Origin of the sequence: Desulfoferrobacter suflitae (assembly GCF_022603395.1) — a bacterium.
Classification (GTDB): Bacteria; Desulfobacterota; Syntrophobacteria; order Syntrophobacterales; family Syntrophobacteraceae; genus Desulfoferrobacter; species Desulfoferrobacter suflitae.
Genome location: NZ_JAIBKA010000014.1, coordinates 70,361 through 96,009, shown reverse-complemented (window position 1 = coordinate 96,009; position 25,649 = coordinate 70,361). Strand labels below are relative to the sequence as shown.

Here is a 25,649-nt window from a genome sequence, read left to right as displayed (position 1 = left end):
TGCGTCAGGGTCGGTGTTCTTGTCGAGTTCAGTGAGCTGCCCCGCCTGTTCTGCCGCTATGACAGAGCCTGAAAAGCTAAGGGGCGAAGCCCAGCAGTGCGGGTTGCACCCAAGTGCGATAATATTCCAGGTAGAAGCAGGGATTTTTGGGGTACGCAGGCAGGCATCGCTCCACAAGGTAGCGCTCCAGTTCGAGGCTGACGGTGTTATCGAACTCCTTTCCGTGTGCCTCCTGCGCCAGTTCCCGCAATCTCCGCGCCAGTTCCCGGAGCCTCCTCAAACCTTCCCCTTCAAACAATTCCCTCAGTTCAGGAGCGTAGTGCTGGGCGAGTACTTCACACTGCAATGTGCGGTCAATGACGTCCCGATAGCAGGCTTTGAAATCGAACAGAATGGCATCCACCTGGTCCGGCGACCAGCGCTCGGTCAACTGATAAAGGGCTGAATGCGGTTCCTTTTCCAGTCGTTTGATGAGCAGGTGCTGATAATCTTCCGGGTTGTAGAACAATGGCTGTTCACCCTGGAGTGTTACCATTTGCTTTAAAATGGTTTCAATGAGCAGCTTTTCCTCGGGTTCAAACGTCTGCCGGAAGGGTGTCTGGTCCGGCCGGATGTCTATTTCCCTTTGAAATTCGGGCGATTCGACGGTCGTATGGGGAGGAGGTGCTGGTTGTGCACCCTCGATCTGCGCCGTAGCAGCTGTTTGCGGAGAGACTCCGTGATGCATGAGCAGGGTGTGAGACACATCGCTTGCTACTCGCCCGTCCTCCTCCAGGAATGCTCGGGCACTCTCATGGTCCTGCGGATCATTGCTGTAATGCAGAAGAATGAGTGCGTGTCGCCAGTCTGCCAGCTGGTTTTGGACGGCATGCCTTGCCAATCGCATTTCAACGTACAGGACGATCTGCTGCAAAAGGGCAGTCTCCTGCAATATTTCCCTCGGTCCAATGAACTCAACCTGATGATGGCTGGCCAGTAACATGCTATAGTTTTTAGCTGCCAGGAAGCCTTCCAGTCTGTTTGCATGTGCCTCATATTCCTGCTGCACATCGTTTGGCCGCCGCATGTGTTTGGGCACCCGCGTGTGCCGGTTGGTGTTGCGCAGATCCAGCGCTGCCGCCTCCTGCAGCATGGCCCGCAGCAGCTTATCCTCGGCAAGCCACTTGTGGATCAAAGGCACTTCCCACGCCTGAGGCGGGTGAAACAGCAAGTGGGTGGAAAGCAGTATCTCCCGCATTTCCGGAACCGTGATTTCCCTGCCTCCCAAGCCGCCCACCAGTATTCGAATCCGTTTTTTGTCCGGGTTTGCCCGGAATGAATCAAACCGGGCGAGGGATGTGAGTACGCGTGAGGCGAGAGGCGGAATGGATCCGAAGCTGTTGGAGCGATCCATGATCACCAGTCGTTGCACTTTTTCGAACCATGGGAACAGTTTACCTTCAGGAAACGGGTTGAAGCAGCGCACGGACAAACAGCCCATTCCGCTCCAGCCCTGCCCTTCAAGTTCCTGGAGAGCTTCAACTGCATTGGGGTAGAGCGATCCCTGCAGGACGAAAAGGGTCTCTATGTGATCCGCCGGTGTAGTGGACTGGATTTCCAACTCATCCAGCTGGATGCCGGTCAGTTCCCGAACGGCCTGGACTGCATAGGGGTAAACTCGGGTTGCGGCCTGGTGCGCCTTTTCGAGTTCCGACTGGGTCTCCTGATAAACGGCGGAAGTGCCGCTGGGGCCGTGCACAATCAATTCTCCCTGGGCATTGATCAGCTTATGTTCCAGGAAGTCAAAATCTTTCAGCGCCTTTTTGAGCCAGGCACGCACCCGCTCATCGGAGGGAACCTTCACCAGCCCGATCTTATGCGTGTCAGTGATGCCTCCGATGGCGACGATGACGGGTATCTTGGCAAAATGGGTGAGAAGGCGTGCCAGGTACAGAGTCGGCACGTATTCCTGAATGCCCTTGGGGGCGAGCATGATCCCGCCGTCATCACGGAAGCTCATGAAATCCGTGTGGCTCTCTTCGATGTTCAGATTGGGAGCGGCCAGAGCGCGCTTGGCAATGAGGAAGAGCCCTTCCAGGCGGGCTCCGACAAATTGCGGGATTACCTCGGTGAACAGGCGCCAGCCCTGGGAAGCGGTGAATGTGACGGGCAGAAAACCACCGTTGCGTGCGATGCCGAGCAATTTTTCAGCAGCGACTTTCTCCGACGGATTGACCTCATCGACAACGATGTACGGGTGTCCGTTGGCGAAGGCTTCGGCCATGGCGTAGAATGGATTGCCGGCCGGAGTGATGGGAAACCCCACGTAGAAGAGAGGATGCTCGCCGGTGGCTATTTGGCTCAGTACCATCCCGGCCAGAGTGCCGCCCATGATCATCAGGTATTGACTCGGATCCTCTTCCAGCAGTCGGGAGTCGAGCTCCGTTGACAAGCCGGTCGGCATTTCCTGAGGAAGCTTTTCCCCGGATTGCTCTGCAGCGCTTCTTATGCCGGCCCGGGCTTTGGCCATGTCCATTGCCTGGTAGTATTGGTTGAGCAATTTCTTGTTGTTGATCACCGCCGCGGGAAAACCCTGGGTGAGTACAGGCAGGTCGCGCTCCCAACGAAAGGGGAATCCCAGTTCCTGAAGGGCCTCGAAAATCGGGGCCACGGCCACCAGGTTGGATACCACTTTGGAGGTGCCGGTGACTTCCTGCATAATGCCATCCATGTCCACCGTGACCATTCGGACACCGCCCATGGCCAGGACCTTTCCTGCCAGTCGGCGCTGTTCCTCGCTCAGGGAGCCGTGGGTTTTGTTCCACAGAAGCCGGGCAATCTCTTCGAGAATCGCCTCATGCTCCGGTCTGGTACCGGAAGACAACCGTTCACGAAGTGCGGTCGCCGCAGCACGGATTTCTTCCGGATAAAAGCCCGCCAGTTCGTGCCATAAAGCCTCACCGGACTTGTTGCTGTTGATGATGAGAAATCCATCGGGATGCAGTTGTCCGAAAAACAGGTCCGGCTGTCTCTTCATTTCCTCGAAGTTGGTAACCAGCAGGACAGCCATCGGGTAAGTGTACATGGCGTCTTTTCTCTGAAGCGGTTTAGAGTCGACAAAAGTGGCGGAAAGAACCGGCGTGCCACGTTTTGATGAGCCAAACTGCCAGGCCATCCCAGCCCAGGCGCCTTTGGCCGTGAAAAAGTTGGCAAAGATTCGGTTGATGGCGATTCCTCTGTCGCCGGCCAGACTTGCCACTCCCACCGAAAAAGGACCAAGTTGATCAATGTGCTGGAATATTCTGTCCCGTTCTTCACTCGCAGCGCTTTGCCGGGACTCCTTGATCAGCCCACCGCTTTTTAAAAAATCCTGCTTCAGTTGCTGCGCCAGCCGGAACTGTTGCAGCTCCATCTGTCTGGCTATGCTGCGTTCCTCGATGATACGATCCAGGAGAGCATAGAGACTCTTTCTCCTCGTCTCGAAAGGGGTGTGGTCATTTTCTCCGGCGGTGTGGAACAATTCATCTTCTATGGGATCACTTTTGATTGTGGTTTCAGCAACTTTCTTGAGTTTGCCGAGCTGCTCCTGAAGACCTTGCTGCAACGCTTCGATGGCGGTTAGTATTTGAGCCACCTTGCCGCTGCCTGAATCGTGCGCGGGAAGTTCATTCGCGTTCGGGGGAGCGATCCTCTCAAGTTCTCCCAGACGGGCAATGAATTCCTCGAGTTGGCTTTGCCGTTTTTGCGCTGTTATTTCCCGTGTTGCCAGGTATCGTGCCAGCTGGTCCCAACCCATGATGCGGCGCACCAGCTCCATCTCGAGGGAGACGGCGTATTCAGGCTTGAGATCTCCGGATTGGTTGAAAAGCATCGCATACGGGAATTGTTCCAGGCGGTACCGGTAATGCTTCCATGCCTCTTTGAGTTCAGACATCAGGGATGCCGCCCACTCTTCCGCCTGGCACACCAGATGAGTTTCCAGATCGATTTGCCAGTTGAGTTGATCGCGGTAACTTTCCAGTTGCATGATCAGATAATGGGCTGTCAGGTTGCTCGGTTCCAGCTTGCCTGTGCGGGGATTTTTGCGAAACAGGGCCCGATAGCGCGGATCGCGCTGTAGCCAGTAGGTGATGGGTTTGGGCGTACGGCTCCATTGGGCATACGGCTTGTCGCGTTCTTCAGGATGATAAGGAGTGATGCGTTTTCTAAAACGGCCCACAAAAACAATTTCCGGAAGCATGCCGGCATGAGCCATGATCTCTGCCAGGTCGTCGGGGTCTTCACCGAAAAATTTGCCGGTTTCCGGGCATGGAGTGATGTCCCAGCGGATTGCCGACTGCCCCAGTTGATCGGCCAGTTGCCAGAACTGCTGCATGGCTGTACGATTTGCACTGTGGCCGGAGCCGACCAGAATACCGGGAAATTCGCAGGCGAGGTTGATGAGGTTCCACTGAATCTTCTGGTTTCCAATCAGAAATTTGCCGACCGGTGTGGTCAAAGTGCCCATACCCAGAAGGGAGGTGGCGGAGCTCTCTCCTCCGGTATTGGAATACACCTGCGTATCGGTAATGTTGATGAAATGGAGGACATTGGGATGGCGTTGGGAAATCATATATGCCTGCTGTCGCAGGGCGTTCAGCCATGCGGGAAGGCCGATAACGGCGCCGCCGTCGCCTCCCTGACTGACCACATAGCGTCTGCCTTTGTTGAGATACCCCATGCGCACGGCGTGATCCTGGGCCATGGTGAGGGCTTCCCCCAGGGCAAAGCCACCGCCGAACACAGTACGGCCGCCGGGCACCTTCTGTGCCACCTCATTGACTTTGTTGAGCGTTTCGCTCATACATCCGGTTTCACAGGTAAAATAGACCCGGGGTAGCTCTTTTCGGGCGAGGCTCATGGCCATGGCCATATAGACCGGTATCGCCAGGACTTGCGCTTCGGCGCAGCTGGGACAGGCACTGTGCCCGCTGGCAAAGGCCAGGTTGCGGTAGCGGGCATGGATGAGGGCATGATTGCGTGGAATATCCTGCAGCAGTTGCCGGGCCTGATCGGCTTCGGCATGCATGAGCTCCGGGTGGCTGGTGAAAATCTTGAAAAACTCAGGCCCCAGATCTGTCAGCAGTGGATTTCTTGCCAAAGGGAATCCTTGCGGAATGTGGGGCGACAGGATTTGCCCCTGCCGGCCGGTGTGCTCGATGATTAACTGATGGAGCTCTACGGGAATCCGGTCCGCGTAAGGTGCCAGAAAAAGATCGATTTGTCCTTCTTCCCAGAGATCTACCAAAGACTGACCGATGGTTGCGGGACGTCCCAATGCATGAAATAATCTACTGGTCTCATTGACGGGAAAGAGCGTGTCTCCATGGCCCGAGGGAGCCACAGCAGCGACGTCGAGCCCGAGCTTCATGGCGGTTCGAGCCATATCCAGCTCGACTCTGCCACTTTGGGTTTGCAGCACTAAAGCCGCGCGCAGCAGGGAACGCAGGAGCACCACACGATTTTCCCTGCGTTTGCAGCGAACCGCGGTGGCCAACAGTGGTCGCCTGTCCGGGAAAGCCCCTCGTGCGGGCGGGTCAAGCTGGATCTGTTCTTCAACGGGCAGGGAGCGGCTTGTGTTCGACAATTCCTGCGGGACTTTCAGGCGTGGTCTTGTGTCATAGGGGAATTGCGCATCCTTATGACCATTGCCGTTTTTCAGCAAGTTCAGATAGTTTTCGGCAGGTTTGCCGTACAAATGAATGGCCGGGCCTCCTTCATTGATACCCGGTCTTCGGCGATCGCTGGATTTTTCCAGCTCTTCTTTGGGCCGTGCGGCAAGAAATGAACACCTCTTCTGGCACAGTCCGCAATTGGTGCAGAAGTCTTCACTCGGTCCCAGCAGCTGGGCCCCCTTGTCCGTTACGATGGCGCGCATTTCGTTGCACACCGTTGTGCAGCGCAGACAATGGGTGCAAAGTCTGCGGTCGTAAACGACCTTCTTGGAGATGTGTTTTGTCAGTCGTTCGGTACTGTGCCTCTGTACAATGGACGGGGCTCCCAGCGTGAGAAAGTCGCCAAAGTCGTCAAAACGTGCCGGGTCGTCTACTCTCTCCGTCAGCAGCTGCGCCGCCATCGTGAAAAATCCCCAACCGGCCTCGTCTTCTTCATCGGTCATTTCGATCAGATGCAGGTTCCCTGTTCGGTCCTGCAGAAGGGTCGCAAAGGTGAACGGCGATGCCGGGATGTCGGGATGGCCGAAAGTCAGCGTGTAATAACTGCCTTTTCCATACTCTCTCTGCACGACCTGGCGCAAAGGCTCAGGCCATGACCGCTCTTGGCAGTACTTTTCGTAGTGAGCGCCCAGAAGACCGAGTGAGAATCCCCAGCCCAGCGATTCCGAGCGCACAATCCGAAATATCTGATGAGAAATTTCAATTAAATGCATGTCCGAAGCAGGATCTTCCACGAGGCTCCAGGTGAATTTCGGCGCGGGCGCCTCATGGGGTCGTCTGTGTAGAATACTGCCGGCGAATGCATGAATCCAGTTCGGTAGGGATGACCTCATGTTAACAATCCTTTAATTGGTTGCCCAAAGCTGATCCATTTTCCGTGGGAATAATCGGCTGTTGCCCAACCGACCCGGGCGAACGGGCCGGATCGAACGAGCTTCGACCTGAAAAAACGCAATATCCTCGCGCGCGCAGCAAACCCGCCTGGTTACGGGTGAACCAATGAAGTCAACAACGGGCTCCGCCGAACAGGATGGAGATGTTTGTGCTGGACATGCCGAGTTCATTTTCAATCAAAATTCTGGTTCAACAGGGATGCAAAACCGTTGGATCAGGCCAGAACAAGATGTATTGTGGATGATCACCAAGAAGTGATCCGCGAGACTTCAGGCAACCGATGGTAATCGGTGCCGTCCTTCTCGATGCCGGTATCTCTAGCAAAAAACAATGTGTATTGGTGAGTCAAGAAAATAAATTTCACAAAGTGAGGAAGTGCTCGGGGTCTCGATATGAGCGATCCCGCTTCAATCTACGATGCTGTGCCCAACCAGCAACATGATGACGAGCAGGCCGAAGGGCAGAGGGTTCGTATGGATTTGGTAAACAGTTTTTCGTATCCTTTTGGGACTCATTTTGAATTTCATCAGGACTCCGATGAGAGCCAGTGCGGCCATAATCACCAAGCCCCATTCCGGTAGAGAGCTGGATCTGCAGCGGGACAGGCTGAAATGGATGCAGGCCAGAAGCAGCGCCAAAGGGTTGAGAATGTAATGGAAGGGCATCAGGTACTTTTTTTGAGCTCGGTTGAGTCTCTTGAGCCGCTCCTGCAGGTTTACCGACACGGCGTTGTTGTGGGTGAGGGCTTTTATCAGCAGGCTGAGCAGAACCGGAAGGTTCGCGGCGGCAAATGTCCAGGCGGCAGACTCCCCTGTGAATTCGTTTCCCTTGTCACCTTTCATTTTGCCATGCTCAGAGCCGAAAAGCGTATTCCAGTCAACCGGTCTGCCTTTGTGGCTATCGTCGTCAGCAGTCGTTTGAGGGGGACAGACCATGAAGCAGAAGCACATGCTTGACAACAAAACAGTCCCTGCCAGCAGCATTCTTGCAAGTGATGGATTCCGATTGCGCATTTCTGTCTTCTCCGTCCTTTCGCCCGATGCTTGTCAGCTCTCAACACCATGGCGCCCTACTGCGCTGCATGGTTGCCGGCCGCGCTGCGTGCCCGGCTGCAAAAATCTGAAGGAGATAACCACTTCACGCGGTCCGCTGGAGCCAGGATTAACGGCGCTGTGTGAGAGGGGTGGAAATCCCTCGCCTTTAGGCGATGATCGGACTATACACTGTGGCTATGCGGTGTTGCAAGTTTAATCGACAGCTTTGCTGGCGCCAAAGCGCCTCCCAGGCTCTATTCGCAAATGTTTCATTGGGTGGATTGAGGATATGAGCACAGCACAGATCACGGCAACATTGGGCAGCATCTTCGATGACGAGAATGAGCTCTCGGAACTCCCGGCTCGATCGTCGAGGTGGGCTGCATGGAGTCTCTTTTACGGGTGGCTGGTCCTCGCGTTTTTGATTCTCCCGGGATGCGCAACACCGGTAGGCGTCAAACAGGTGGATCCGCAAACCGTTCATCGGGAGCTGACCGGCAATGTGCTATCCTCGGGTGAGCTCAGTGAGCAAACCCGGGTTGTCCTCAATCGGAGAAGTCTCACCACGCTGTTCAAGCAGGACCCGGGTGAAGCTATCGCGCAGCTTCATGCCCTATATGTCGCGGGCGGCAATGCAGATGATCTTTCAGCCCTTGTAGAGACCTGCTTTCTGCATGCGGAAAGTTCCGCCAACAGGGAATTCTACCTCGCTTCAGCCATCTATGCGTATGCATTCCTTTTCCCGGAAAACCAGGAGGAAGAACCCAGTCCCTACGATCCCCGTTTTCGCCTGGCCTGCGACATTTATAACAGGAGCATCACCTCGGCTTTCAAGACCGATACGGGATCGACGGTGGCTCTTCGAGGGGGCAGCTTCTACCTTCCCTTCGGCTGTATTGAAATCAAATTTGATTCATCAAGTCTTTTCTGGAACAACAGGGTCCTGGTGTATTTTCAACCGGTTGCCGAGCTTCAGGTGCGCGGGTTGACGAATCGTTATCGCTGGTCGGGAATTGGAGCGCCTCTATCGGCCAGAGCGGCGTCTTTCAGCAGGCAGGCCGGCGCGTCGGAGCTCATTGCAGATGATGTGCAGGTGCCGATCACGGCCCTGTTGCGTATCCCCGAGCCGAGAAAGCAAATCACCGGGAAAAAGTTGCACGGGATTCTTGAGATTTACGATGTATCCGTTCCCAAGTCGGTTGACATCGGCAGCCGTAAAGTGCCTTTGGAGGTGGAATCGACTGCCTCTCTGGCAGCGATGTTGGCCGAATCTCCGGTATGGCAGATGGAGTTGGTGGGGTTCTTCAGAAGCATACTGAACATGAAGGGGAGCTCCCAGCTGCGCGCACTGCGACCTCACCAACGAGGATTGATACCGGTGGTGATGGTACACGGTACGGCTTCCAGTCCCGGCCGCTGGGCTGAAATGGTCAATGAACTGCAAAACGACCCGATCATTCAGCAACACTTTCAGTTCTGGTTTTTCGGCTACGATACGGGAAACCCGATCGCCTACTCGGCCTCCTTACTGCGGGAGTCACTCACGCAGGCGGTCAAAGAATTCGATCCGCGGGGCGAAGATCCCGCCCTGCACCGAATGGTCGTCATGGGCCACAGCCAGGGGGGGCTGCTGACCAAAATGACGGTCGTCGACAGCGGCGACAAGCTCTGGAATCTTATCAGCAAAAAGCCTATGGATGAGCTCGATCTTCGGGAGAGCACGCGCACCCTGCTGCGTAAGAGCCTTTTCGTAAAACCTCTTCCCTTCGTTCGTAGTGTGATTTTTATTGCAACTCCCCACCGGGGAAGCTTCATCGCGGGATGGCGTCCGAGTCAATGGATTACGCGGTTCATCAAGCTACCCACCAACATTTTGTTGGGCCTGGCGGACCTTCTGCAGCAGCATAGCCTGGCGTTTATCTCAACCGGCAGAATACCCACCAGCGTGGGCGATATGACCCCGGGCAATGCCTTCCTCAAAATCCTGGCGGAACTGCCCATCGCTCCAGGCGTTTCGGCTCACTCCATCATTGCCGTCAAAGAAGGAATGCCGGTGGACCATGGCCATGACGGCGTTGTGGCCTATCAGAGCGCCCATCTGGCAGATGTCGAATCAGAGCACGTGGTTCGTTCGGCCCATTCCTGCCAGGGGCATCCCCACACCATTGCAGAAGTGCGACGCATTCTCTTGGAACAACTGCAAGGAAAGCGCGGGCGCTTGTCCGAGCGAAGCCGATGAGCACAGATAGCCTTATCCAATCTGCGTTCATCTGGGTTCATTTGCGGTTGAAATGCTGGCCTTTGCCGTTAACAAGCTTGACCAAATTCGGCCATGGCGCGCAGCAAAGCGGTTTTGTGAACCTCTCCGGCGAAATGGACCGGGCTCTTGCCGTACAGCGGGTCCCAGCCGGCCGGATCCGCCGAGCAAAAATATTGGGTTTCCAAACCGATACGCGTCGCCGCCTCATCTACGGGCCATCCGATGATTCTTGCTGCGGCTTCCCAACTGGCGCCGCAGGGGGCTCCTCGCAATACTTTAACGCGGGCGATTTTGCCGTCTGCGATGTGTACGGCATACTCCGGTGCGCCGAATTTTTCACCGTAGATTCCCAGGCAGACCTGCCTGGAGAGGCCGCATCAGGTGGGGGGCGTAACCGCCCATTTGACACGATGCTTCTTCCCCGAAGCAACAATTGGAATGTTCAAAGCCTCGCACAGCCTTGCCAGATCATGCGACAAATCCGGGTGCACGAGGAAATCGAGCACCAGATCAGCCTCAAGGCTGGTCGGGAGATATTCTTCCGTCTCATCAAGGACGGCGGGCAAAGGAGCGTCGATGGACATAACGTGCAAGTCAAACAGCCCGACACCGTACCTTGTCAATCCTTGAATCTTTTTTTCTCCGCTGCCGTTTTGTTGAAAAACAATGATCTTTTGACGAACAGTTTCCGTCAGATGGTTGTCCGAACCGGCAACTTCTTCAATTCTTCCACACTTAAGCATCAATAGTCCTTCATCTGTCAGCAATGGTACCGATTGTTCCTCGATGTGATCTGATTCCCGCCGCAGCAAATGGGTCCACGGACATCATAACGGTGATCTCCATCTGTTTGCTTCCTTGATTACAGTGTATTTTAAGCACACCAGATCTTCACCGATCCTTTCCATTGCCTGTAATTTCAGAATCAGTGAGACGTCGTCGGAGAACAACGAAACGCCCCGGCCGAAAATAACAGGGGAAATGGTGACAATGATCTCGTCGATGAAACCTTCTCTGGCAAAGAGTGTATTGACCAGGGATCCACCCGCCAGAACAACTTCTGAATAGCCTTGTTGCTCCAGGGTTCTGAGAATTTCTTCCGGCCCTTCCTGGGTGAACCACAGGTTGCTGTCTCGTGACACTCTGCTGGAGTCACGGGTCATGACGACATTGACGCGGCCCGGCAACGGAGTCCCAAAGGTATCGAACGTCTTCGAGCCCATGATGACCACTCCCGCCTTTCTGCTGAGCGCAGCGAAAAATTTCTTATCTTCTTTGCCCGTCCAGTCGGGGAAATGATCCGGGGTTTTCCCGATCTTTCCATCCAGAGTCAGGGCCATTACCAGGGTCACCTTCATACTGTGCCTCATTTGTGCGACGGTGAAACCGTCCGGCGTGGTTTGCCCTCAATCGGCGAGCATCAACCGATTTGCCTTGTCCGCTCTATTCAGTATAATGGTTTTTGGTTGCGCGGACCGCAAGGTTATCCCCACGAATCATACACGGAAAATGGTGGATGGTGAAATGGATGGGTCACATTGCATCTCGCCGTGAGCAAGAACGCCGCTCGTGAACGTGCTCGGCAACAGCGCAAAGGGTTGTTGGAGACGCCACAATCAGGGGAATCACTTGCGGTATGGAGGAATAGCCCCCAGCGCCTGACGGAGCAGGTCGGACAATCGAGCTCACCTCGTTGCTGCAGTCCAGCCTCCTGGACTGGATATGGTTGTGATGCGAATACTTGTTGTGGAAGACGAAAAAAAGGTGGCCAACTTCGTGAAAAAGGGATTGGAAGAAGAGGGCTACGCGGTGGATGTGGCATTCGACGGAGAAATGGGGCTGCATATGGCTCTGGACGGGGTGCACGATCTGGTGCTGCTCGACATTCATCTTCCCCGGAGAAACGGACTGCAGGTGTTGCAGGAGATGCGCCGCCAGAGGGTAACCACGCCGGTGTTGCTGTTGACCGTGAGGGCGACCATCGAGGACAAAGTCCTGGGTCTGGATTCGGGAGCTGATGATTACTTGACCAAACCGTTTGCCTTTCAGGAACTTCTTGCCAGAACCAGAGCGCTCCTCAGACGGCAGAGCGAAAACAAGGAGGCGCTCCTCAGAATTGCAGACTTAACGGTCGATCCCGTGCAGCGAGTGGTGCAGCGGGGTGATCGGCAGATTGAACTGACCGCCAAAGAGTTCGGCCTGCTCCATTACTTCATGCGCAACCCCGGTCGCGTCCTGACCAGGACCATGATCGCCGAACACGTGTGGGACTATGATTTCGACTCGATGACGAACGTTATCGACGTCTATGTGAACTACCTGCGCAAGAAAATTGATGCCGGCGCGCGACCGAAACTGATTCACACGGTGCGCGGCGTCGGCTACGTGTTGAAGGCGGAGTAGAGCTTGCTTTTTAAAACCATTAGAAATCGCCTCACAGCCTGGTATGTCGGGCTGCTCACCGTCGCCTTCGTCATCCTCGGGGGCGCCGCCTATCAGCTGCTCTCCTACAGCCTCAACCAGGAGATGGACAACACCTTGACCAGCGTCGCCAGAGTCCTGGCCGAAAGGGCGGCCAGAGAACCGGGAGCGTCCTTTGCGGGCGAGGTCGATGAAATCTTTCGCCGCTTTTTTGGTTTTTCACCGGTTCACAGATACTTTCGCATGCTCAGCCCTCTTGGAAACAGGGCTTCTACACAGTTCAATCAGGCTTCGGAAACACTGCCCCTCAGCAACAATGCTCTCAACAATGCGGCGCGCGGACTGCCCACCTTCGAATCTGTTCAGGGCCCATACCACTATCCGGTGCGACTATTGACCATGCCGGTCATGCAGGGCAAGCGCCTGACCAACATCATCCAGGTGGGAATGCCGCTGGAAAACCTGCAAAAGACTCTCATTCGCTATCTGCTCGTGATGGCGGTGCTGCTTCCCGCGGTTCTGCTGGTAGCCGCCGCAGGCGGGTGGTTTCTGGTGAGGAGGGCATTGCAGCCGGTGGATCGTATGACCAAAGCGGCCAGCCGGATCAGTGCCGAGCACCTCACCGAGCGCGTGGAGGAAACCCACGCCGGCGATGAACTGGACCGGCTGGCAAAGACCTTCAATCAAATGCTCGCGCGATTGGACGCGGCTTTCAGCCAGGTGCGGCAGTTCAGCGCCAGCGCATCGCACGAACTGCAGACCCCGTTGACAATACTCAGGGGTGAACTGGAGGTCGCACTTCGCTCCTCGAGGAGCCCCGATGAGTATCAACAGATCATACGAAGTTCGCTGGAAGAGATTGATAAGCTCTCTCAACTGGTCGACGGCATGTTGATGCTGTCGCGTGCGGAGGCCGGCGTGTTGAAATTTGATCGGCGGCAGATTGACCTGGCTGCACTGGTTGAAGAGGTTTACTGGCGGCTTAGAGTCTTGGCCGAATCAAAATCAGTGGATCTGCTGCTGGATCGCCCGGATTGTGTGAGCGTGCAGGGAGATCGGGAGCGCCTGAGACAGTTGCTGGTCAACGTTATCGAAAACGGTGTCAAGTATACGGGTGACGGCGGCCGGGTTGCGGTCTCATTGAGGCAGGCGAATGATTGTGCGGTTGTGGAAGTTTCTGATACCGGCGGCGGAATTCCTGAAGAAGAACACGAACAAGTCTTTCAACCGTTTTATCGCACCCTCGATGCGTTGCCGGAAAAAGGTGCCGGGTTGGGTTTATCGATTGCGCGCTCCATCGCTCTGGCCCATCAAGGTCGAATCGAAATTGACAGTGCGCCGGGAAAGGGAAGCACCTTGCGCATTGTTCTGCCCACGGGGCAGAATCATCTCAAATAAACTTCCATTAGAAAATTTTAATTTCCCTCTAATCTTCTTCTAATCTTTCCTTCCTATAGTTACGCCAACACTGTCGACAAGCATGCAGGTCATAAGAACGCACATGAAGAAAGGACAACAATGCTCAAGAATGTCAAGCAATACGTCAAGGTTGAACGATTTCGAGTGGGGTTCTTCACCACAGTTGCCGTTATTGGTCTGATCACCGGGCTGATACTGGCTTGCGGCACGGACTGGACTCGTTCCGTAGCAGCTCACACATCGGAAAATCCTGCACTGCCGACGAGGCCGGCGGTTCTGCAGGAATCCTTTGCGCCTCTGGCAGAACGACTTTCGCCTGCGGTGGTGAATGTCAAAGTCACTAAAGTGGAGAAGGCGGTTTTCAATCCACGTGAAATTCCCGAGGGGCCTTTTGGGGATATGTTCAGACGATTTTTTAACGACAATTTTCAGTTGCCCAATCAACAACCAGTGAAAGGTGCCGGATCGGGGGTCATCATCAGTGAGGAGGGATTTATTCTGACCAACAACCACGTAGTTGAAGGGGCGCAGGAGGTCACGGTGACACTCGCGGACCAGAAAGAGTTGAAAGCGGACATTGTCGGCCGCGACCCCAAGACCGACCTGGCGGTTTTAAAGATTCCGGTCCGGCACCATTTGCCCGCTGCACAGCTGGGCAATTCGGATCAGTTGAAGGTGGGTGACTGGGTCATCGCCATAGGCAATCCCTTCGGGCTAACTCACACGGTAACTTCGGGCATTGTCAGTGCCAAGGGGCGAATCATCGGTGCCGGGCCCTACGATGATTTCATTCAGACCGATGCATCCATCAATCCGGGCAATTCCGGCGGACCTCTCTTCAACATGAATGGTGAGGTCGTCGGCATCAATACCGCCATCATTCCCAACGGCCAGGGCATTGGATTCGCCATTCCGGTGAACACCGCCAAGCCGCTGATTCCGCAACTCGTGAAAGACGGCAAGGTGACCAGGGGATACCTGGGAGTGAACATTCAATCCGTCACCCCGGAAATTGCAGCCGCCATGAAACTTCCAGATGATAAAGGCGCCCTGGTCGCAGATGTTATGCCGGACGGACCGGCATCGAAGGCGGGCGTCCAACGGGGTGACATCATCCTTGCTTACAATGGCAGGCCGGTTCAAGACAGTCACGACCTCCCCGCGATAGTGGCAGAGTCGCCTGTCGGTCAAGAGGCGACGGTGACCCTTCTGAGAAACGGTGAAAAGAAGGAGATAAAAGTCACTGTTGCCGAACTGCCGTCCGACAACGACGCGGTGGAATCCTCAGCAAAGCCCGAGCAGGGAAAATGGGGTCTGCAGCTGCAGAATGTTACGCCGGAGATGGCTCGCCAGCTCGACCTCCAAGTCCAGGGGGGCGTTATGGTGAGCGCCGTGCAAGCGGGCAGTCCGGCTGACAAAGGGGGAATACGGCCGGGCGACATCATCTTGGAGGTCAACCGTCATCCTGTCACAACGGTTGAGGATGTGACCCGGAACATTGCCGGGAACAACAATGAGGATGCGCTCCTGTTGTTGGTCCGGAGGGACAGCAGAAGCCTGTTTGTGGGTCTCTCCGAAAAACAGTGAAGGACCGGATCGCCCGCTGCTCTTCAACGGGGTGCGGTGAGGGCAACTACGAGCCCCTCCCCCGGGAGGCTTGCCGGAATACTGGGTGTGCCGTGTGATCAAATCCTGTGGGCAGGCACAGGTGCAGCCTCCCTCCCCGTCAATATAATGGGGGCTACCCGCTTTTTTGCACGGTGGCCCCTTTGGCTTTCAAGAGGAGAGCTCGCGCAAGGGGGGGGGTCATTGCTTTCCTGCCGGCGGTGAGGGTATCATATCTCCCGGCAGCAGCTTCCAAATGCCGAGATTTCTCGCACGTGCGCTCTTTTCCAGTCTGTGGTATTCTGCCGGCGCATGGGGCAAAGCCTCCGCCCATCCGTTCTGCAACATATAGGCGGCGAGATCCTCGCCTTGCGAGGTACACACGGCATTGATGCCGCCATCCCCATTCCGGCTTATTTCGTGGCAGTGAACAAAATAGGGATCGATTTTCAGTTCCAGCATCAATACCGCTCTGGGGCCACACCGCGGCGGTCGTAAGAAGTCAAGGCACGATTCATAAGTCGGAGGTATACGAAGACCGTAAAGCCAAATAGTCCGTCCCTGCACACGCAACGAACCATCATTTTTCACGATCGCGTAACTTTTGTACTCGGCGGCCTGCGGTACCAGCGGGAGAGAAAACAAAACAGCCAGCACGAAGGTTGTTCTCCAGCGCATCGTCTGATCCTCCCAGGCATAAAGCCCTGCAACAAAACCCTACGATTTGACATCTATTCACCTTACATTATAAGCAAACCTCTGCAGACCTGCAAAAAAGTGTCGTAGGGACAGGGAGGATCCGCCGGCGCAACAAAAGCGGAATCCTGTTCGGGATTTCATCGCCCCAATGGAGTGAGTTCTGCCAGGCAAACTACCGTGGTCATTGCGGCGAACGCCCGAATTCAGCGTGTCTGCATCACCGCTGAATGCCTACCGTCCTGACGGTATTTCGTTGGCATGACAAAGGGTTACGTGGAAAATCGCGAAATCCGGGGCACTATGGCCGAAATTTTCAAAATTGAACCGGTGCATAAAAAAATGCTGCCACGATTCGGCTCTTTTCTGATATAGAACGGAGTGCTGTCGAAACTGAGAGAGTCTCGCTGTTTACCTGAAATTTTAGGATGATACATGTGCTTTATGCGAAATTATCGAGGTCTGGCCGTTGTCCCCGTTATTGTCATTTTTGGACTGGTCGCCGGCTGCGCAGCCTTGAACAAGAACAAGAACAACGTGAAAGAACTGGCCAGCGCCATTGAAGCCTTCAACACAGCCTTACGCTGGGGAGATTTCAAGCAGGCTGCGGTATTTGTTGCGCCTGCTTACCAGGAGAAATTCTGGCGGCAGTCGGACAAACTGGAAGGTCGGATGAGATTGACCGAGTACGATATTCGCCACATAAACTGGCAGAGCACTGCCCATTCCGTTCCGGTAATTATACGATATCGTTATTATTTCACTAATGATCCAAACCTTAAGACAGAGACGGTCACACAGATCTGGTCATATAGTGAAAAAATGCAAAATTGGCTGATAACCCAATCCGGATTAGACCCCCTCACAATTCATTGAACATTGGTTCAAACAAGAACGGGATAATGCGAGGCGCGCAGTGATTTTTTGCGACCACCGGGGAGAATGCTACTTTTCGATGCCCTTGTAATCTGATATAGAATCGCCACACAGAACTATGACTTGTGCGTTTCTGTTTGTTATCTATTCGCTTCCAGAATAGAATCAGCGACCGACATACAGACGCCTGGAAATAGCAACGTTCAAATCCCCTGGAAGAGCCGGGCAATTCATCCTTGACTCATCCTGATCGTGCTATAATTGAGGGGTTACTAAATACGCAAAGCAGGGAGGCTTTGATTTTGAGTCCTTTTTACAAGAATTTAGCCCTTTGGCTGGTCATCAGTCTCATGGTGATTCTATTGTTCAACATGTTTCATCAGCCGCAGCAAACCAGCCATCAAGTCAACTATAGCCAGTTCATGACTTCGGTGCAAAAAGGGGAAGTATCACAAGTCACCATTCAGGGCGACAATATTTCCGGAGTCTATGCTGACGGCAAGCCTTTTCGTACGTTTGCTCCGCGTGATGCAGATCTGATTCGTACTCTCAGGGAACACGGCGTAGAGATACAGGCCAAACCTCAGGAAGAATCACCATGGTACATGACCATCCTGATCAGCTGGTTCCCGATGCTGCTACTCGTCGGGGTGTGGATCTTTTTCATGCGCCAGATGCAAATGGGCGGCGGCAAAGCGATGAGCTTCGGCAAGAGTCGTGCGCGGCTGCTGAGCGAGAGTTCCAAAAAGGTCACATTTGACGACGTGGCAGGCATTGATGAAGCCAAGGAAGAGCTGCATGAAATTGTGGAGTTCTTGAAAGACCCCAAGAAGTTCACTCGACTGGGCGGAAGAATACCCAAGGGTGTGTTGCTGGTGGGTGCGCCCGGTACCGGCAAAACCTTGCTGGCCCGAGCTATCGCCGGGGAAGCCGGGGTGCCGTTTTTTTCCATCAGCGGGTCTGATTTTGTGGAGATGTTTGTCGGAGTCGGCGCTTCCCGAGTGCGCGATCTGTTCATGCAGGGCAAGAAAAATGCTCCGTGTCTGATCTTCATCGATGAAATTGATGCCGTGGGAAGACACCGGGGAGCGGGCCTGGGAGGCGGTCATGACGAGCGCGAGCAGACGCTGAACCAGTTGTTGGTGGAAATGGACGGCTTCGAATCCAATGAAGGCGTTATCCTTATTGCAGCGACCAACCGGCCCGATGTGCTCGACCCGGCCCTGCTGCGTCCGGGCCGATTCGACCGGCAGGTGGTCGTGCCCGTACCGGACATACGCGGGAGGGAGGGCATTCTCACCGTGCACATGCGCAAGAAGCCTCTGGCCGCCGATGTGGATAATCGGACACTGGCCAAGGGGACGCCCGGATTTTCCGGGGCGGACCTGGAAAACCTGGTCAACGAGGCAGCCCTGCTGGCGGCGCGGAAAAACAAAGACGCCATTGACATGTCGGACTTTGAGGAAGCCAAAGACAAGGTGATGATGGGTCTCGAGCGCAAGAGCATGTTCCTGAGTGAGGAACAGAAGCGCACCACTGCTTATCACGAGGCGGGACATGCGTTAGTTGCGCGAATGCTTCCCGGGGCAGATCCTTTACACAAAGTCACCATCATACCACGCGGCCGCGCATTGGGCCTGACCCAGCAGCTTCCCCAGGATGATCGGCACACGTACTCACGAGACTACCTGGTGGACAGCATCGCCATTTTGATGGGAGGCCGGGTGGCCGAAGAACTGGTTTTCAACCAGCGCACCACAGGGGCTTCCAATGATATCGAGCGAGCGACGCAAATGGCCCGGCGCATGGTGTGCGAATGGGGCATGAGCGAAAAGATGGGGCCGCTCAGTTTCGGCAAGCGCGAGGAGCAAATATTTCTTGGCCGAGAGATAGCGCAGCATCGCGATTACAGCGAGCAGACAGCTATTCGGATCGATGAGGAAGTGCGCAGTATTGTGGAGGAAAATTATCAGCGTGCCAAGGATATACTCACACAGCACATCGATCTGCTGCACCTCATTGCCGGTGCCTTGTTGGAAAAAGAGACCCTGGATATCCGCGACATAGACAGGATCATCGGTGAGGTCAAGCCGGAGCTCATTAAGGACCTTCCCCCCAAAGAGCAGGAGCCGGCGGATTCCGGCCTGGTCATCTCCCCATCGATGGAAGCGGCCTCCAGTACAGAGCCGGAAGAGAACCCAAAACCTGGCGACGATTCGGGACCGGAAAAATCGGTCAAGCCCTCCGATAAGAGCGACATCACTTAACGGGAGGCACGCAGCGATGAGCGTTTCCCCGCGCAAGCCATATGTGCTTCGGCTCAAGTCCGGCACGCTGGAGCTCGGACCGCGTACTCTGGTCATGGGAATTTTGAACGTCACACCGGATTCCTTTAGCGACGGCGGGTTTTTCTTCGATTTTGAGGCAGCCAGCGCCCAGGCTTTGAGGATTATCTCTCAAGGGGCGGATATCTTAGACATCGGCGGAGAGTCGACCCGGCCTTTTTCCGAACCCGTCTCCATTGATGAGGAACTGCAAAGGGTTCTGCCTGTCATCGAGGCCGTTCGACGCGTCAGTGACATTCCCATCTCCATAGACACCACCAAAGCCGAGGTGGCTCGTCGTGCATTGGAAATCGGAGCGGACATCATCAACGATGTCAGTTCACTGCGCTTTGACGACCGGATAGCAGATCTGGCTGCCGCCACCGGTGCCCCTCTTATCCTCATGCACATGCAGGGAGTCCCCGGGACGATGCAAAAAAATCCCACCTACGCTGCGCTTTTTTCCGAAGTCATTGCTTTCCTGCAGGAGCGCATTGATGTTGCCGTCCGGCACGGAGTGGCGAGGGAACAAATTGTGGTGGATCCGGGCATCGGATTCGGCAAGACCGTGAACCATAACTTACTGCTGATCAGGGAGCTGAATCTTTTGCAGTGCCTGGATCGTCCCATTCTGCTGGGGGCATCGCGCAAACGCTTTATTGGAAGCCTTCTTGACCGCCCCGAACAAGATCGTGAGATTGGGACGGCAGTAGCGAATACTCTTGGAATTGCGGCCGGGGCGCATATCATCCGTGTTCACGACGTGGCCATCAACAAGCAGGTGGCGGTGTTGAGTGACGCCCTCCGCAATGCCGGGCAGTGAAGCCTTTTTCCGATCGCACTTGACGAGGAGTCAGCGATGAAACGCTTGTTTGGTACCGATGGAATTCGCGGGGTAGCCAATGTGCCCCCTATGACCACTGACATTGCCTTGAAGGTGGGATGCAGCACCGCCCATGTCTTTAAGAACAAACACCGCCGACCCAAAATCATTATCGGCAAGGACACCCGTCTTTCCGGATACATGATCGAATACGCCATCACCTCGGGGATCTGTTCCATGGGTGTGGATGTCCTGCTGGTCGGTCCTCTGCCTACTCCCGGCATCGCCTTCATTACCTGCAGCATGAGGGCGGATGCGGGTATTGTTATCTCGGCATCGCATAATCCTTACGAATACAATGGAATCAAGATTTTTGCCGCAGACGGATTCAAGCTTCCCGATGAAACGGAAAAGCTTATGGAAGAGCTCATTCTAAGCGGGGAGATCGAGCGTCTGCCACGGCCATCGAGCTCCGACATCGGCCGTGCGCGGCGTATCGATGATGCTCAGGGACGTTACATCGTCTATCTGAAATCAACCTTCCCCGGGGCGTTGAGTATGGAAGGCTTGAAACTGGTCATCGACTGCGCCCACGGTGCGGCATACAAAGTGGCTCCCACCGTGTTCGAGGAATTGGGTGCACAGGTCATTATCACCGGCGATTCTCCCAATGGTAAGAACATTAATGAAAAGCGCGGCTCTCTCTATCCCGAACATATGGCCGCCCTGGTCCGGGAACATGGCGCCGATGCCGGATTCGCCTTCGATGGGGATGCCGATCGGGTGGTGTTTGCCGATGAAAAGGGTGAAATTCTCGACGGCGATCAGTTGATGGCCATTTGCGCCGGTCACTACGTCAGGAATGACAGACTGAACGGCAAGACGGTGGTTGCCACGATCATGAGCAATTTGGGACTGGAAATGGCGATCCGCAGGATCGGCGGCTGCTTGTTGCGGACCCCGGTGGGAGATCGCTACGTGGTCGAGCAAATGCGACAGGGAGGATACAATCTCGGGGGCGAACAATCCGGACACTTGATTTTTCTCGATTACAGCACCACCGGCGACGGGATTCTCTCTGCTCTGCAGGTGTTGGCGGTGATGCTGCGCGAAGGACGTCCTCTGTCGGAGCTCAAGAAGACCATGGAACTTTATCCGCAAACCTTACTCAACGTGCCCATTAAGAACCGCAGACCCATTGATGACATACCTGAACTGGTCGGCTTGAAGCAAGACATCGAGCGACGTCTCGGCAAGGACGGGCGTCTGGTGATTCGGCCATCCGGAACCGAGCCGGTGGTGCGCGTGATGGTGGAAGGTATCGACCAGGGACTGATTGAAAGCACTGCCCAGGAGATGGCATTTCACATCCAAAAATATATGGCTTGAGGACAGGACATCGCCATGCTGCTCGCTATGGATATCGGCAACACCAATACGGTCCTGGGAATTTTTGTGGGAGAGCAACTGGTTCAGGACTGGCGCATCCGCACGGAAGTCAACGCCACTACGGATGAATATGGAATTCTGATGCGCAGTCTGTTTGCAGCCAATGACCAGGCGCCGGAGAAAGTCAAGCACGTGATCATATCGTGCGTGGTGCCGCCGGTTCTCAATTCCGCCGAGGGCTTCTGCCGAAAGTACCTGCACATCGACCCGCTCATTGTCGGACCCGGCATAAGAACCGGAATGCCTATCTTTTACGATAATCCCAAAGAGGTGGGGGCGGATCGCATCGTCAACGCGGTAGCCGCCTTTGAGGCCTACAGGAGCGCCACCATCGTGGTCGATTTTGGAACGGCCACCACCTTCGATTATGTTTCCGAACGAGGCGAATACATGGGTGGTGTCATCTGCCCCGGAATCATGATTTCCTGTGAAGCGCTGTTTCAGAAAGCATCCAAACTGCCCAGGGTCGAAATATTTGCCCGACCTCGATCCATCCTGGCCAAGAACACTATAGCATCCATGAATGCTGGAATTGTTTATGGCTATGCCGGCCTGGTGGAAGGAATCATCAGGCGAACCAAGCAGGAACTGAAGAGAGATCTCAAGGTCGTCGCGACCGGCGGTCTGGCTCCCCTGATCGCAAGTGAATGCCCGGCTATCGACGAAGTCGACGAATACCTCACGCTCAAGGGGCTGAGAATCATATTCGAAAGAAATCAGAAATAGCCATGTCCGTGAGTGCTTTAAGAGACGGAGCCCGGGTTGCTCTGGTGGCTCCCGCCAGCCCTTTTGAGACGGAACGGTTAGAGCAGGTGGCCGGAATTCTGCGCGACAGGGGATTCGATCTTGTCTATGGCGGTCATCTCTTTTGTCGGCACGGATATCTGGCCGGCACCGAAGCCGACCGGGCTCAGGACCTCATCGATGCCATAAACGATCCGTCCATTGCCGCCATCATATGTGTGCGCGGCGGGTACGGGAGTAGTCGGCTGCTCCCCTGGCTGCCTTTTTCAGGGCTGCGGGGAAGTCCCAAGATATTCCTGGGCTACAGTGACATTACCTTCCTGCATCTCGCTTTCCTTGGTCGGATGGACTGGATTACCTTCCATGGACCCAACCTTATCGATGCGAACTCTCGGCCGGGAAAACTCGACTCTGTTTTCCGGGCACTCCAGGGGGAAAATTGCTTTTCCTGGCTCCTGCAACCGCAACAGATTCTGCGTGACGGAATAGTGACGGGCAGGGTGTTTGGCGGCAACCTCACCTGCATCGCCCATTCTATCGGCACAGAGTATTTCCCTGACCTCGAGGGCGGTCTGCTGCTGGTGGAAGATTGCGGCGAGGCGCTCTATCGCCTGGATCGGGCGATGAACCATCTCAAGCTGAGCGGATTACTGGCGCGTCTCAGCGGCCTGATTCTCGGCAATTTTAAGGATTGCGGTGAACCCCATGCCATCCATGATATGGTGCTGGATCACTGCAGGTCCTTCGACTTTCCGATCATTGTCGCTCTGCCGTTTGGCCACGATGATCCCAACGATGTGATTCCCTTCGGGATTCCCTTTACCTTGAATACCTATGAACGAACCTTCGGAGCAACGCAAAGCCCTTTCGCAGCCTGATTTTCCACTATCTTCAGAGCTTGACCGCTGTTTTCGGACGGCCCTGGATGAGAAAATCTTTTCAGGGGCCAGTTTGCTCGTGGGCGATTCCGAAAAGATAATTTTTCAACAATGTTGGGGGCGGACCAGGAGCGATGGAATTCCAGTCGATGCCGCAACCCGATTCGATCTCGCCTCCCTTACCAAGCCGCTGGTTACCACACTGCTTGTCATGCAGGCTGTCCATGCCGGGAAATTCGGGTTGGATGATTGTCTGGCAAGCTTTTTCCCCGCCGGCTTGGTACCGCTGGAAAAACGATCCATCACCATCCGGCAACTGTTGAATCACTCTTCGGGACTGGCGGCGTACCATTCGTTCTATCTGGAGCTCATCGAGATTCCCGAACGGGAGCGGGCGCCTCGACTGCTTGAGTGGATCATGCGCACGCCATTGCAGTCCCGGCCGGGAAGACAGTCCAGGTACAGTGACTTGGGGTTTCTGGTATTGGGAACGATTATCCAATCGGTGTTGCATGACCCTTTGGATGTGCTTGCTCAGCAGTTTGTCTTTATGCCCCTTGGTGTCGAGGAGCTTGGTTTTGTGCGACTGATTCCCCCGTCGAATCCCACCATTACGCCGGCATTTCCGAGCCAACCCGGGTCTGCTTTCGCAGCGACCGAATGGTGTCCATGGCGCCGGCGACTGGTACAGGGCGAAGTGCATGATGAGAATGCCTACTGCCTTGGTGGAGTAGCCCCCCATGCCGGCCTGTTCGGTACGGGGCAGGGGATTTACTCGGTACTTTCGCACCTTTTGGGTGCATACTGCAGGAAGAACCAAGCTGCACTGTTCCCTCCAGATCTGCTCGAACACTTTTGGACGAGGGCAAATGCAGACGAAGTCGGCACCTGGGTCTTGGGCTTCGATACCCCAAGTAGCCAGGGCTCCAGCGCGGGTCGTTATTTTTCGCCGCACAGTGTCGGCCACCTCGGGTTTACCGGCACTTCTTTCTGGATGGACCTGGACCGGCAAGTTCTGCTAGTCTTGTTGACCAACCGGGTCTACCCGACTCGGAAAAACGAGAAAATAAAAATTTTCCGACCAATGGTTCACGACCTTGCAATGAAGGCATTTTATGCACACTCACGGCATTAAAAAGATCTACCTGATGGGCATCGGCGGCATCGCCATGGGGACACTGGCAGGGATGCTGGCAGAAAAGGGCTTCCAGGTAACGGGTTCCGACCAGAACCTTTATCCTCCCATGAGCACTCACTTGGAACAGTTGCGTATCCCGATATTTACCGGCTACGGGGCTGAAAATCTGGAGCAGGCTGCCCCGGATCTGGTGGTCATCGGCAACGTCATTCGGCGCGACAACCCTGAGGCTCTCCATGTCGTGCAGCGTGGGCTGCCGTACTTGTCCATGCCGCAAGCCATCGGCGAGTTCTTTTTGGACCGGCACCAATCCATGGTGGTCGCCGGTACTCACGGGAAAAGCACGACGGCATCTCTGCTGGCCTGGATATTGAGTCATGCGGGCCTCGATCCCAGCGCATTCATCGGCGCTTTTGTGAAGAACTGGCAAAGCAGTTACCGCCTGGGGACGGGGCCATACATGGTCATCGAAGGTGACGAATACGACACCGCTTTTTTCGACAAGGGTCCCAAATTTCTCCACTACCGACCTTCTATAGGGATTGTCACCAGCATCGAATATGACCATGCTGATATCTTCCCGGACTTTGCGGCGGTCATCGATGCTTTTGGGAGATTCATGCAACTCTTTGGTCCCCAGAGCCATTTGATTGTCAATGCAGACGATCCCAATTGTATTGCTCTGGCGCGCCAATGCAACGGCAGGGTCATGACATACGGCTATTCTTGTGATGCCGACTGGCGGATTCTTGACATAAATCACCGCCCGGGAGAAATTTTTTTTCGCTACCAAGATCCACAATTAAACCGCCATGATATGGTCACCAGGCTTGCGGGCGACCACAACCTCATGAATACCATGGCGGTGATCGCCGCCGCTTCCCTCGCCGGCTTGACTCCCAATCGCACGCAAGAGGCCATTTTGGCTTTTGCCGGAGTAACCCGCAGGCAGGACGTTATCGGAGAGAGCCGCGGCATTCTTGTTGTCGACGATTTTGCCCATCACCCGACGGCGGTCAGGGAGACCATATCAGCCATGCGGCTGCATTTCCCTGAAAGACGCATCATTGCGGTATTTGAACCGCGAACAAACTCGAGCCGCAGACGTGTGTTTCAGAATGCCTATGCCAGGTCGTTTCAGGATGCTGCCTGCGTTCTTATAAAAGAACCCCCGGGCCTGGAGAGTATTCTGCCGCAAGAACGTTTGGACGCCCGGCGCATGGTGCAGGATATTCGCCGGGCCAAACAGGAGGCGCACTACTTTGAGAACACGGCAAACCTGCTGCAGTTCCTGCTTGGCTACTGCAGGACAGGCGACTTGGTGTTGTGTATGAGTAACGGAAGCTTTGACGGTTTGCCGAGCGAGCTTTACCAGGCGATTCAGGAACAGTGACA

17 protein-coding genes are annotated in these 25,649 nt (G+C 55.0%); 12 read left to right on the top strand and 5 right to left on the bottom strand.

What is annotated here, in order from left to right:
• Positions 1–76: 76 nt before the first annotated feature.
• Positions 77–6,406 carry a hypothetical protein gene (locus K1V27_RS20170; RefSeq protein WP_258931912.1) on the bottom strand — a complete coding sequence of 2,110 codons (6,330 nt, stop codon included), beginning with the start codon at positions 6,404–6,406 and terminating at the stop codon, positions 77–79.
• Between the two features lie 588 nt (positions 6,407–6,994).
• Positions 6,995–7,429 carry a hypothetical protein gene (locus tag K1V27_RS20165; RefSeq protein ID WP_258931906.1) on the bottom strand — a complete coding sequence of 145 codons (435 nt, stop codon included), beginning with the start codon at positions 7,427–7,429 and terminating at the stop codon, positions 6,995–6,997.
• Positions 7,430–7,910: 481 nt separating this feature from the next.
• Here K1V27_RS20165 and K1V27_RS20160 point away from each other — a divergent pair, with 481 nt between their 5' ends.
• Positions 7,911–9,860 carry an esterase/lipase family protein gene (locus K1V27_RS20160; RefSeq protein WP_258931905.1) on the top strand — a complete coding sequence of 650 codons (1,950 nt, stop codon included), beginning with the start codon at positions 7,911–7,913 and terminating at the stop codon, positions 9,858–9,860.
• 68 nt (positions 9,861–9,928) lie between these two features.
• Here K1V27_RS20160 and dfsP read toward each other — a convergent pair whose 3' ends face one another.
• Both dfsP and K1V27_RS20150 read right to left on the bottom strand, forming a co-directional pair.
• Positions 9,929–10,624 (bottom strand): DUF166 family (seleno)protein DfsP, encoded by a 696-nt coding sequence (dfsP, locus tag K1V27_RS20155; RefSeq protein WP_309574033.1) that lies wholly within the window; start codon positions 10,622–10,624, stop codon positions 9,929–9,931.
• 84 nt (positions 10,625–10,708) lie between these two features.
• Entirely contained in the window at positions 10,709–11,239 is a 531-nt protein-coding gene (locus K1V27_RS20150; protein WP_258931902.1) for a dihydrofolate reductase family protein, read from the bottom strand.
• 373 nt (positions 11,240–11,612) lie between these two features.
• Between K1V27_RS20150 and K1V27_RS20145 the strand changes: the two genes are divergently transcribed.
• The 3 genes from K1V27_RS20145 to K1V27_RS20135 all read left to right on the top strand — a co-directional run bounded on the left by K1V27_RS20145 (position 11,613) and on the right by K1V27_RS20135 (position 15,308).
• Positions 11,613–12,284 carry a winged helix-turn-helix domain-containing protein gene (locus tag K1V27_RS20145; RefSeq protein WP_258931900.1) on the top strand — a complete coding sequence of 224 codons (672 nt, stop codon included), beginning with the start codon at positions 11,613–11,615 and terminating at the stop codon, positions 12,282–12,284.
• Between the two features lie 3 nt (positions 12,285–12,287).
• Positions 12,288–13,700, top strand: a complete 1,413-nt coding sequence (locus tag K1V27_RS20140) for a sensor histidine kinase (RefSeq protein ID WP_258931898.1) — start codon at positions 12,288–12,290, stop codon at positions 13,698–13,700.
• A gap of 120 nt (positions 13,701–13,820) precedes the next feature.
• The gene (locus K1V27_RS20135; protein ID WP_258931897.1) at positions 13,821–15,308 is read left to right on the top strand and encodes a DegQ family serine endoprotease; all 1,488 of its coding nucleotides are present in this window, start codon (positions 13,821–13,823) and stop codon (positions 15,306–15,308) included.
• A 219-nt stretch (positions 15,309–15,527) separates the two neighbouring features.
• Here the strand turns inward: K1V27_RS20135 and K1V27_RS20130 are convergent, their stop codons facing one another.
• Positions 15,528–16,004 carry a thermonuclease family protein gene (locus K1V27_RS20130; protein WP_258931894.1) on the bottom strand — a complete coding sequence of 159 codons (477 nt, stop codon included), beginning with the start codon at positions 16,002–16,004 and terminating at the stop codon, positions 15,528–15,530.
• Between the two features lie 462 nt (positions 16,005–16,466).
• Between K1V27_RS20130 and K1V27_RS20125 the strand changes: the two genes are divergently transcribed.
• The 8 genes from K1V27_RS20125 (at position 16,467) to K1V27_RS20090 (ending at position 25,647) form a co-directional block, all read left to right on the top strand.
• A complete protein-coding gene (locus K1V27_RS20125; RefSeq protein ID WP_258931891.1) occupies positions 16,467–16,898 on the top strand; it encodes a hypothetical protein in 432 nt (143 codons plus the stop codon).
• A 302-nt stretch (positions 16,899–17,200) separates the two neighbouring features.
• Positions 17,201–19,165: an ATP-dependent zinc metalloprotease FtsH gene (gene ftsH / locus K1V27_RS20120; protein WP_258931889.1), complete on the top strand. Its 1,965-nt coding sequence runs from the start codon at positions 17,201–17,203 to the stop codon at positions 19,163–19,165.
• Positions 19,166–19,181: 16 nt separating this feature from the next.
• Positions 19,182–20,045: a dihydropteroate synthase gene (gene folP / locus K1V27_RS20115; protein WP_258931884.1), complete on the top strand. Its 864-nt coding sequence runs from the start codon at positions 19,182–19,184 to the stop codon at positions 20,043–20,045.
• A gap of 36 nt (positions 20,046–20,081) precedes the next feature.
• On the top strand, positions 20,082–21,434 hold the full coding sequence (gene glmM / locus K1V27_RS20110; protein WP_258931882.1) for a phosphoglucosamine mutase: 1,353 nt from the start codon (positions 20,082–20,084) through the stop codon (positions 21,432–21,434).
• Between the two features lie 15 nt (positions 21,435–21,449).
• Positions 21,450–22,220 carry a type III pantothenate kinase gene (locus tag K1V27_RS20105; RefSeq protein ID WP_258931877.1) on the top strand — a complete coding sequence of 257 codons (771 nt, stop codon included), beginning with the start codon at positions 21,450–21,452 and terminating at the stop codon, positions 22,218–22,220.
• A 2-nt stretch (positions 22,221–22,222) separates the two neighbouring features.
• A complete protein-coding gene (locus K1V27_RS20100) occupies positions 22,223–23,116 on the top strand; it encodes a S66 peptidase family protein (protein WP_258931870.1) in 894 nt (297 codons plus the stop codon).
• Positions 23,073–24,251, top strand: a complete 1,179-nt coding sequence (locus tag K1V27_RS20095; protein WP_258931868.1) for a serine hydrolase domain-containing protein — start codon at positions 23,073–23,075, stop codon at positions 24,249–24,251. The genes K1V27_RS20100 and K1V27_RS20095 overlap by 44 nt, the downstream gene beginning before the upstream one ends.
• Positions 24,232–25,647, top strand: coding sequence for a UDP-N-acetylmuramate--L-alanine ligase (locus tag K1V27_RS20090; RefSeq protein ID WP_258931867.1), 1,416 nt, complete (start codon positions 24,232–24,234; stop codon positions 25,645–25,647). The genes K1V27_RS20095 and K1V27_RS20090 overlap by 20 nt, the downstream gene beginning before the upstream one ends.
• Positions 25,648–25,649 lie beyond the last annotated feature (2 nt).

What these genes read in the sequence shown, in the direction of transcription:
- K1V27_RS20100 (WP_258931870.1), top strand. Translation starts at nt 22,223, where the DNA reads ATGTCCGTGAGTGCTTTAAGAGACGGAGCCCGGGTTGCTCTGGTGGCT.
- K1V27_RS20130 (WP_258931894.1), bottom strand. Translation starts at nt 16,004, where the DNA reads ATGCGCTGGAGAACAACCTTCGTGCTGGCTGTTTTGTTTTCTCTCCCG.
- K1V27_RS20105 (WP_258931877.1), top strand. Translation starts at nt 21,450, where the DNA reads ATGCTGCTCGCTATGGATATCGGCAACACCAATACGGTCCTGGGAATT.
- K1V27_RS20150 (WP_258931902.1), bottom strand. Translation starts at nt 11,239, where the DNA reads ATGAAGGTGACCCTGGTAATGGCCCTGACTCTGGATGGAAAGATCGGG.
- K1V27_RS20160 (WP_258931905.1), top strand. Translation starts at nt 7,911, where the DNA reads ATGAGCACAGCACAGATCACGGCAACATTGGGCAGCATCTTCGATGAC.
- folP (WP_258931884.1), top strand. Translation starts at nt 19,182, where the DNA reads ATGAGCGTTTCCCCGCGCAAGCCATATGTGCTTCGGCTCAAGTCCGGC.
- K1V27_RS20090 (WP_258931867.1), top strand. Translation starts at nt 24,232, where the DNA reads ATGCACACTCACGGCATTAAAAAGATCTACCTGATGGGCATCGGCGGC.
- K1V27_RS20135 (WP_258931897.1), top strand. Translation starts at nt 13,821, where the DNA reads ATGCTCAAGAATGTCAAGCAATACGTCAAGGTTGAACGATTTCGAGTG.
- K1V27_RS20170 (WP_258931912.1), bottom strand. Translation starts at nt 6,406, where the DNA reads ATGCATTTAATTGAAATTTCTCATCAGATATTTCGGATTGTGCGCTCG.
- K1V27_RS20125 (WP_258931891.1), top strand. Translation starts at nt 16,467, where the DNA reads ATGCGAAATTATCGAGGTCTGGCCGTTGTCCCCGTTATTGTCATTTTT.
- K1V27_RS20145 (WP_258931900.1), top strand. Translation starts at nt 11,613, where the DNA reads ATGCGAATACTTGTTGTGGAAGACGAAAAAAAGGTGGCCAACTTCGTG.
- K1V27_RS20165 (WP_258931906.1), bottom strand. Translation starts at nt 7,429, where the DNA reads ATGAAAGGTGACAAGGGAAACGAATTCACAGGGGAGTCTGCCGCCTGG.
- glmM (WP_258931882.1), top strand. Translation starts at nt 20,082, where the DNA reads ATGAAACGCTTGTTTGGTACCGATGGAATTCGCGGGGTAGCCAATGTG.
- K1V27_RS20095 (WP_258931868.1), top strand. Translation starts at nt 23,073, where the DNA reads ATGAACGAACCTTCGGAGCAACGCAAAGCCCTTTCGCAGCCTGATTTT.